At 44.6% G+C, this 8,923-nt stretch carries 6 protein-coding genes; 4 read left to right on the forward strand and 2 right to left on the reverse strand.

The features are described from left to right. Window positions 1–92: 92 nt before the first annotated feature. From JFC08_RS12510 to JFC08_RS12520, 3 genes are all read left to right on the forward strand, one after another. Window positions 93–1,850 carry an FAD-binding oxidoreductase gene (locus JFC08_RS12510; protein WP_198330942.1) on the forward strand — a complete coding sequence of 586 codons (1,758 nt, stop codon included), beginning with the start codon at window positions 93–95 and terminating at the stop codon, window positions 1,848–1,850. 86 nt (window positions 1,851–1,936) lie between these two features. Next, entirely contained in the window at window positions 1,937–3,604 is a 1,668-nt protein-coding gene (locus JFC08_RS12515; RefSeq protein ID WP_198330943.1) for a glycerol-3-phosphate dehydrogenase/oxidase, read from the forward strand. 44 nt (window positions 3,605–3,648) lie between these two features. Further along, window positions 3,649–5,217 carry an FGGY-family carbohydrate kinase gene (locus JFC08_RS12520; RefSeq protein WP_198330944.1) on the forward strand — a complete coding sequence of 523 codons (1,569 nt, stop codon included), beginning with the start codon at window positions 3,649–3,651 and terminating at the stop codon, window positions 5,215–5,217. 2 nt (window positions 5,218–5,219) lie between these two features. Here JFC08_RS12520 and JFC08_RS12525 read toward each other — a convergent pair whose 3' ends face one another. Continuing rightward, window positions 5,220–6,386, reverse strand: coding sequence for a MalY/PatB family protein (locus JFC08_RS12525; protein ID WP_198330945.1), 1,167 nt, complete (start codon window positions 6,384–6,386; stop codon window positions 5,220–5,222). Between the two features lie 250 nt (window positions 6,387–6,636). Here JFC08_RS12525 and JFC08_RS12530 point away from each other — a divergent pair, with 250 nt between their 5' ends. Continuing rightward, window positions 6,637–7,464, forward strand: a complete 828-nt coding sequence (locus JFC08_RS12530; RefSeq protein ID WP_227697775.1) for a hypothetical protein — start codon at window positions 6,637–6,639, stop codon at window positions 7,462–7,464. Window positions 7,465–7,870: 406 nt separating this feature from the next. Here the strand turns inward: JFC08_RS12530 and JFC08_RS12535 are convergent, their stop codons facing one another. Further along, window positions 7,871–8,758 (reverse strand): hypothetical protein, encoded by an 888-nt coding sequence (locus tag JFC08_RS12535; RefSeq protein WP_198330947.1) that lies wholly within the window; start codon window positions 8,756–8,758, stop codon window positions 7,871–7,873. Window positions 8,759–8,923: the final 165 nt, after the last annotated feature.

Consider the following 8,923-nt stretch of genomic DNA (forward strand, 5'->3'; position numbering starts at 1 on the left):
GAACAGCACACCAATCGTTGTTGACTAATGTACAGAAAACAGTTACTTATTATAATCACAGATAATCATAATAAATTGACAGGTATGTCCCTATGAGCAAAATCAAAGCCCTTATCCGAAAACGCCCTAAATCTGACCCGTCTAAAGCTATTTCAGTCAATTCTGATAACCAAAATACCAATAACATCAGTATAGACGCCACCTCAAAGGGTCATACGATAAATACCCCAATCGAGCAAACGCGCTGGAATGGCTGGGGCAATATCAATATTAATAAAAAAGTCTCAGCGCATGGGGCGAAACTGATCAAATCGCATATTGGTAAAACCAAAAAACTATCATCAGTGAGCTTACAGCAAGTACTTAAAACCGTCCCCAAATCGCGCTTGCCTGTTGCTATGACTGAGCTTGATACTGTATCTGTCGACAACGAAGTGAGACTTAGACACGCCCGTGGCCAAAGCTTTCCAGACTGGATAGCCATGCATGGTGGCGACTTTGAAGTCTTCCCTGATGGCGTTGCTTTTCCTGAATCGACCGCTGATGTCGAAACCTTATTAAAGCTAGCGAGCGAGCACGACCTTATCGTCATTCCTTTCGGTGGCGGCACCTCAGTCGCAGGTCATATCAATCCACAAAAAGGTTCATGCCCCGTATTGACCATTGCCATGAGTAAGATGGATCAGCTTATTGATTTAGACAGTGAGAGCCAAATAGCTACCTTTGGCGCAGGCACACAAGGGCCAGCAGTCGAAGCACAACTGGACGCACACGGCTACCGCTTGGGACATTATCCTCAGTCTTGGGAGCTATCGACACTGGGTGGCTGGATTGCCGCGCGCTCTAGTGGTCAGCAATCTTTAGGCTACGGGCGCATCGAGCAGATGTTTGCCGGTGGTACGTTGGTGACCCCACAAGGGGTACTCAATATTGCTGATATTCCAGCGTCAGCAGCAGGGCCTGATCTGCGCGAGATGATGATGGGCACGGAAGGTCGCGCTGGTATCTTTACCGAAGTCAAAATGCGTGTGCAGTCGCAACCAGAAGAAGAGCTATTTAAAGTGGCATTTCTGCCTAACTGGGAAGCGGGTAAAGAAGTGCTTAGACAAGCCGTGCAAAAAAATATTCGCCTATCGATGTTGCGTCTGAGTAATGCCGTCGAGACTGACGCGCATCTACATTTGGGCACGACGCCCAGCCAGTTTATGGCCATCCGCACTTATCTAAAAGCGCGCGGACTCAGCTCAGAAAAAGTCATGCTCACTTATGGCGTATCAGGGGATAAAGCGCAGAATAAACTGGCGCTGTCTCAGTTTAATAAACTATTAAAGCAGCACGGTAGTGTCACAGGTAAGCTAACCGATATCATGGGCAGTGTCTGGGCGCATGGACGCTTTAAATTCCCTTATTTGCGCGGCACACTGTGGGGAAAAGGCATCATGGTTGATACCTTTGAGACCGCGACCAACTGGAATAATATCGACGAACAAATGGCGCAAATGCAACAAGCCGTTCAGACTTCCTTGGCAGATGAAGGCGAAGAAGTGATGGTCTTTACTCATATCTCTCATGTCTATAAACAAGGTGCCAGTCTTTATACCACCTACTTCTTTAGAGCAGCACAAGACCACGCTAGTACCTTAAGCCGCTGGCAAAAAATCAAACATGCCGCCAGTTTAAGTCTGGCCAATGGCACAGCGACGATATCGCATCAGCATGGTGTTGGTCGCGATCATGCCCCGTACCTTGCTGCCGAAAAAAGTAAGCTCGGTATTCAAGTAACCCATGATATGCTCAAAAGCTTGGACCCTGAACAGCGTATGAATCCGGGTGTTTTAATTAAAGAGTAAAAGGCAGCGGTCGCCTTAGCGTCACTAGTTGGCTTAAACAGGTTAAGTCACTGATTAATTTGAGTATCACTTGAGATGAGTCGTTTATGAACCAAGCCAATCAACATCAGCAACGCCAGCAAGCATTAGCGCCTTTATCTCGGCGCTCGTCTCAAGAGGAACCTTGGGATATGCTCATCATCGGTGGCGGTATTACTGGTGCTGGGATTGCTCGCGAGGCAGCAAGGCGCGGCTTAGCAGTTTTATTAATCGAGCAAAAAGACTTTGCTTGGGGCACGTCCAGCCGCTCTAGCAAAATGGTACATGGCGGGCTGCGCTACATTGCCTCAGGTGACTATAAAACCACTTTGCTGAGCGTCCGTGAACGCGAGCGCATGCTAAGCGAAGCAAGTGGTCTTGTCAACGAGATGCATTACGTCATGCCGCATTATAAAGGCAAGTTTCCACCGCCATGGATATTCAATACCTTGCTACGTATCTACGATGGGTTGGCGGGCAAGCGCTACTCTAAATACTTTAAAAAAGACGCTTTTTTACAGCTTAATCCGCACATCAAGCAAGAAAAATTTTTGGGTGCCAGTCAATTTAGCGATGCAGTGACCGATGACTCACGCCTTGTGATGCGGGTACTTGATGAGGCGATTAATGATGGCGCGCAGGCTATTAATTACCTAAAAGCAGAATCGTTGATTACCAATGAGCAAGGCTTGGTGACGGGTGCTACTCTAAAAGATACTTCTTCTGAAGACAACGGTAAAAGTTACGACGTTTATGCCAAAGTGGTGGTCAGCGCGACGGGCGCTTGGGCAGATACTTTACGGATGCAAGCGAGCGCTCAGACGAAGCAAAGCTTTCACAAGCAAATTCGTCCATCTCGTGGTAGTCATTTGGTGGTTAGTCAAGAGCGCCTACCGCTTAATCAAGCCTATACTTTTTTGCATCCTGTCGATAAAAGAGCCGTCTTTGTCTTCCCATGGGAAAATCGAACTGTCCTCGGAACAACCGATTTGGATCATCCACCATTAGACGATAACGAAGTCGGTATCACTAATGAAGAGGTGGATTACCTATTGGCGGCGACCAATAATCTCTTTGATAATGTAGATATTAGCCGCAAGGATGTCATCAGCTCATGGGCAGGCGTACGTCCACTGATTTCTGATAGCGGTAATGGTAAGCGCGTCGGCCCGAGTAAAGAAAAACGCGACCATAGCGTCTGGTTGGATAATAATTTGGTCACCGTCAGCGGTGGCAAGCTAACCACCTTTCGCTTAATTGCGCTTGATGTGCTAAAAATTTGTCAACAAGTACTGGCATTTAATGAAGCAGATAGCAAAGAGCTTGGCTCATTAAATACTGAAGTCTTTAGTAATCAACCGCCAACCAATCCCAAGTTTTCAACCCTAACACCACTATTGCAACAACGCTTGCAAGGGTTTTACGGTCTACAGCTTGATGCCTTATTAGAGTTAGCACATGATGATGACTTGGCTTATGTGACTGACAGCAATACCATCTGGGCAGAGATTCGCTTTGCCGTACGTTTCGAGCAGGTCATCCATTTAGATGATTTATTATTACGCCGTACGCGCCTAGGATTGATACTGCCACATGGCGCAATGACGCCGTTGATTAGCGATAGGCTCAAACAAATATGTCAGCAAGAGCTGGGCTGGAATGAGCAAAAATGGCAGCAAGAAGTTGAACGCTATACCCAATTATGGCAATGCTATTATCACTTGCCTGCGGCTTAAGCCTATCTTTATTACTGCTTATCACTACATAGTTAAGGATGACTATGACCAACCACTTTGATGCTCCTATTTATTTCTTAGCTATCGACAATGGCACCCAAAGCGTCAGAGCGCTTATCTTCGATCAATTCGGTAGCGAGATCGCCAAAGCCCGCGTCATTATCGAACCGTATTTTTCAACGCAGCCAAATTTTGCGGAGCAGCATGCCGACTACTATTGGAAAAAATTAAGCGAAGCCTGTCAGCAATTGTGGCAAAACTGCGATATTACGCCCGAGCAAATTGCCGGCGTCAGCCTCGCCACCCAGCGCTATACCATGATATGTTTGGATAAAGACAAACAGCCACTGCGTCCTGCCATAGTGTGGATGGATTTGCGTCGCGGCGAAACCAATGACATAGGCTTGCTCAATCCACTCACTAAAGTCATCGGTATGAGTGAGTTGGTACAAGAGGCACAGCAAAAAGCTCGCTGTAATTGGCTTGCTCATCATGAACCAGAAATGTGGGCAAAAACCGCTCATTATGTCAATTTATCCGCCTATCTCACCTATCAGCTGACAGGCGAGCTTATCGACTCCGCCGGTCATGCTTTAGGCTACCTGCCATATGATTACAAAGCCCAAGCTTGGTTTAAGCCAAATAACCTCAAATGGCGACTGTTTAGTTGCAGACTAGAGCAGATGCCTAAGATTGTGCCGCCAGGGCAGCTACTCGGTTCTATTAGTACAAAAGCAGCCAAAGCCACTGGTATTTTAGCAGGCACACCAATGATTGCCGCTGCTAGCGATAAAGCCTGTGAAGCGTTGGGCTCTGCTGGACTTGCCGCCGATACCGCCTGCTTAAGCTTTGGCACTACCGCGACCGTCAATACCACCTCAAAAAATTATGTTGAAATACTCAAGCACATGCCCGCTTATACCGCCGCCGCACCAAATTACTACAACCATGAATATATGATTTATCGTGGCTTTTGGATGGTCAGCTGGTTTAAAGAGCAATTTGCCCAATATGAAGAGCACCTAGCAAAGACGCAAGGCATCGATACCGAAAAACTCCTCGATCAAGCGGTAAAAGACATTCCAGCGGGCTGTATGGGGCTAATGATGCAGCCATACTGGTCGCCCGGTGTTCGTCATCCGGGGCTTGAAGGCAAAGGCGCGCTCATTGGATTTGGTGATGTACACACGCGAGCGCATGTTTATCGAGCTATATTAGAAGGACTCGCTTACGAGCTAAAACTAGGCTTCGATACTATTGAAAAACGCACAGGCAAAACTATCAAACACTTGCGTGTTTCTGGTGGCGGCTCTCAAAGTGACTCAGCCATGCAGCTGACGGCTGATATCTTCGGTATGCCCGCTTATCGACCGCATACTTATGAAGCTTCAGGCTTAGGCGCTGCCATCAACTGTGCAGTGGGGCTTGGCGTCTATCCTGACCATTTAACCGCAACTAAGGAGATGGTGCATTTAGGCGATGAGTTCTTACCCATTGAAGCCAATGTTCAGCTCTACAAACGCCTTTATAATGAGGTCTATCTCAAAATGTATGAGCGCTTAAAGCCTTTATATCAAAGCATTCAAGATATTACGGGGTATCCTGCTAAATGATATTACTGTTTGAAATCATTGCTATTTAATGCAGTATGCATACGGTTTAGCCCTTCTATCAGCAGCGCTCTAGGACACGCCACATTAAGGCGCATTTTAAGATGTCCTTCATCACCGTACTTAATCCCTGCGCTAAGCTCAACTTTGGCCTCTCTAAGCGCGTCATAGAGCATTTGATCGTCTTGCGCATATGCCGAGCAATCAAGCCAAATCAAATACGAAGCTTCTGGACGCATCACTTTAATTTTAGGTAAATGCTCTTCTAAAAAGCTAATGGTTAATTCAATATTGGCTTCAATATAAGTCAGCGCCTGCGCCAACCACTCACCACCTTCTTCATAAGCACGACGCATAGCCGTATAAGCAAATAAATTTAGCTCATGCTCGTCACTCAAGCGCTGCTGCTGGTTCATTTTACTGAGTAATGCGCTGTCTTTAGCAAAGATCATAGAGCCTTTGATACCAGCAATATTAAAGGTTTTGGTCATCGAGGTTAGGCTGACGACTTTGTGCTCATAGCCTTCTGCTAGGGTTAAAAAAGGCGTAAATATATGCCCACTCAAGGTCAAATCTTGATGAATCTCATCACTCACAATTGCCACATCGTGCTTTTTACAAATTAAAAGCAGCGCTTCAAGCTCATCTGCTGTCCATACACGTCCGCCCGGATTATGTGGATTGCAGAACAAATACAGCTTAACTTTATGCTCGATAATTTTGGCTTCGATATCAGTTAAATCCAGATGATATTTACCATCTATTTCCTTTAATGCAGAAGTCACAAGCTTACGATTATTGTCTAAAACCTTGGTCATAAAAGGCGTATAAATCGGGTCATTGATAAGTACCGCATTCCCTGCCTCGGTAAATACTTTCATCATCAGCACCAAACTTGGTACCACGCCCGGAGAGAAAAGAATATCCTGCTGTTCCAGCCACAAGTCATAACGACTGCCATGCCAGTCGATAATCGCTTGATACAACGGCTCGGTCGGCACGGTGTAACCCAATATGCCATGCTGCGTTACTTGCTCAATCGCCGCTAAAATAGGCTGGGCGGTCTTAAAGTCCATATCCGCAACCCATAGCGGAATCGTGTCATCGCTATAGTGCCATTTAAACGATCCCGTATCACGTCTGTCTATTATTTCATCAAAGTTGTACAGCACCGATGCTCTCCTTTACGGTAGTTTTATATTATAACTGTTCATTCGTCGGCTTAAATGACCTTTGAAAATATAATGCTATCATTATTTGAATAATGGTTAAAAATTAGTGTTACATTAATGTTGCGGACTCTACATATGATCAAGTTATTTATGCCAGAGTATGCTCATATTGCAAGGATTGTAATCTATCAGCTTTTACCCACCCACCACCTACTAAGCCAAGATGGCTTGTCTAAAAGGATTTAGCATGATGAAAATGGATTCCCTATCAAAATTAGCACTCAAAATCAGTTCCCTTACTCTCGCCATTGCCGCAACTTCTGCATGCACTGCTATGGCAACAGGTGCTGACTCCCAAGTTTCAAATACCCAAACCACTACGAACAGTACTGCCATTACTTTAGGCAATAGTGCTATGTCTAGCGGCACTAACGACACGGTTGCTATCGGTAATATGGCCAATGCAGGTCTGAACTCAGCAACCGCTGTCGGCGGTCAAGCCAACGCTGCAGGTTTAGGCGCAACCTCTATCGGTTGGCAATCAAAAGCCACTGCCGAACGCGCGCAAGCCTTTGGTCATCTAGCCAATGCTAGCGGTGTTCGCTCTACCGCAGTCGGCGAAGCTGCAATCGCTGGTGGCACTAACGACACGGTTGCTATCGGTAATATGGCCAATGCAGGTCTAAACTCCGCAACGGCTGTTGGCGGGGAAGCCAATGCCGCAGGTTTAGGCTCAACCTCTATCGGTTGGCAGTCAAAAGCCACTGCTGAACGCGCGCAAGCCTTTGGTCATCTAGCTGATGCTAGTGGTGTACGCTCTACCGCAGTTGGTGAAGCGGCAGCCGCACAAGGTGCAAACTCGGTCGCGCTAGGCAATAAATCTATGGCTGGCGGCATGAATAGCATCGCTATCGGTAACGAGGCAAAAGCGACCAAAAACAACCAAATCGTCTTAGGTAAGGCCGGACAAGTTCAATTGAGTACCGCAGCACAATCAGGTACAGTTAGAATCGTCACTATCGATGACAACGGTACGCTAGGTACGATGATGGTTGACTACTACCAAAAAGCTAAATAATTATAGTTGCGTGGTCAACACTGATGCTGTTGTAGTCAGTCATACTAAATAAAACAAAAAACCTCGCGATTGCGAGGTTTTTTTGGTTGGTATGTTTGGTTTGCTTGGTAGTATTTTAAAGTGCTGTATTAGATTGCGTGGTTATCAGAGCTACTATGAAGCTGAAGCCGATCATCCTGCCATCCGCTATTATCTGCTTATCTAGCCGTGGTGAGGCCACGGTTTGGATCATTCCTGTTTGGTCACGATATTGCACCAAAGCCTAGCCTTTGCAACATGCCTATTTAAGCAGGATAGCCTTAAGAAACTCTCATTTAAGAGAGTTTCACTTGCAAGCCTAAAATTGCAGTGCAATTTTTTTACGGCTCTCATGTCAGGGCTAAACCGTGTCACAAGGCGACTGGTTTTAATTTCCTAGAACATGGGATTGTAACCTCGTAGAAAGCACTTTTTTACCGATAGGGTTACTCTTAGGTCTTTTGGGCTTAGGGAATTTCCTTACTACTCTAGCTGTATTTAATTTATTTAAGATCGCTCTATTCTCTTCAGAGTCTTCAAATTCAACGTCTGTACCATGAGTAAGAGTTTGATAAGGCTCATCTAATAAGCTTAACACTCTCATAATTTCTGAGTCATTCATATTTTCAATTTGATTTAGAAGTAGCTTTTTAAGCTCATTTGAATCTGCATGCTCAATGAATTGCTCGTAAATAGTAATAGGTATTCTATCACTACCATATATCCCTAGAATTTTCTTGCGAATATGCTCACCAACGCTAATCAAATCAACGCCTATATTTTCAACTAGGAAGCGCTTACTATTATTGATAATATCTTCAGAAAAAAGTAAAGATACTATATCCTGTGGACGCAGTTGAATAAAGTCTAAATCATTCATTATAAATTCAATATTTTTAACTAAAAAAGTCAAGATAACTTCTTTTGATGCATATTCTTTGACTTGCTCCCAGTTCTTAGAAGTTAAACTTAACTTCCCAAGACGTATTAAAGTCTTAGTTTTTTCTTGATTAAGATCCTCTAATTTTGAGTTATCCCAGTTGTTGTCAGTTATACGTATTAGATTTTCGTATGCTTCATCACTCAATTCACTACATACAAAAAGGTGTTTATCAAACTCAGCTTTAGTGTTTTCCCAGTCTTCAATGCCTAAGATATCTGATTCTGTATAACTAACCATTTGTAAATAACTTCGTCCACTTTCCAAGAATTTGACAAGTGAACCATCTATCTCCCGATAAGCACCTTGATCATCCTGATCTACATAAGATTCCAAAAAATACTTAAAAACATTTGACCATGAACATTGGACTTTCAAGCTGCCGATAAGATAGTTTTGAATTTGATAATTTTTGACTTCACTTATATCTTTAATCTTGGTAGAAGTGAGCTATGCTGAAGAAACCGTACAACTAAACTTGGTAAACTAAGCGTATTAATC

The organism is Psychrobacter cibarius, from assembly GCF_016107535.1.
Lineage (GTDB): Bacteria > Pseudomonadota > Gammaproteobacteria > Pseudomonadales > Moraxellaceae > Psychrobacter > Psychrobacter cibarius.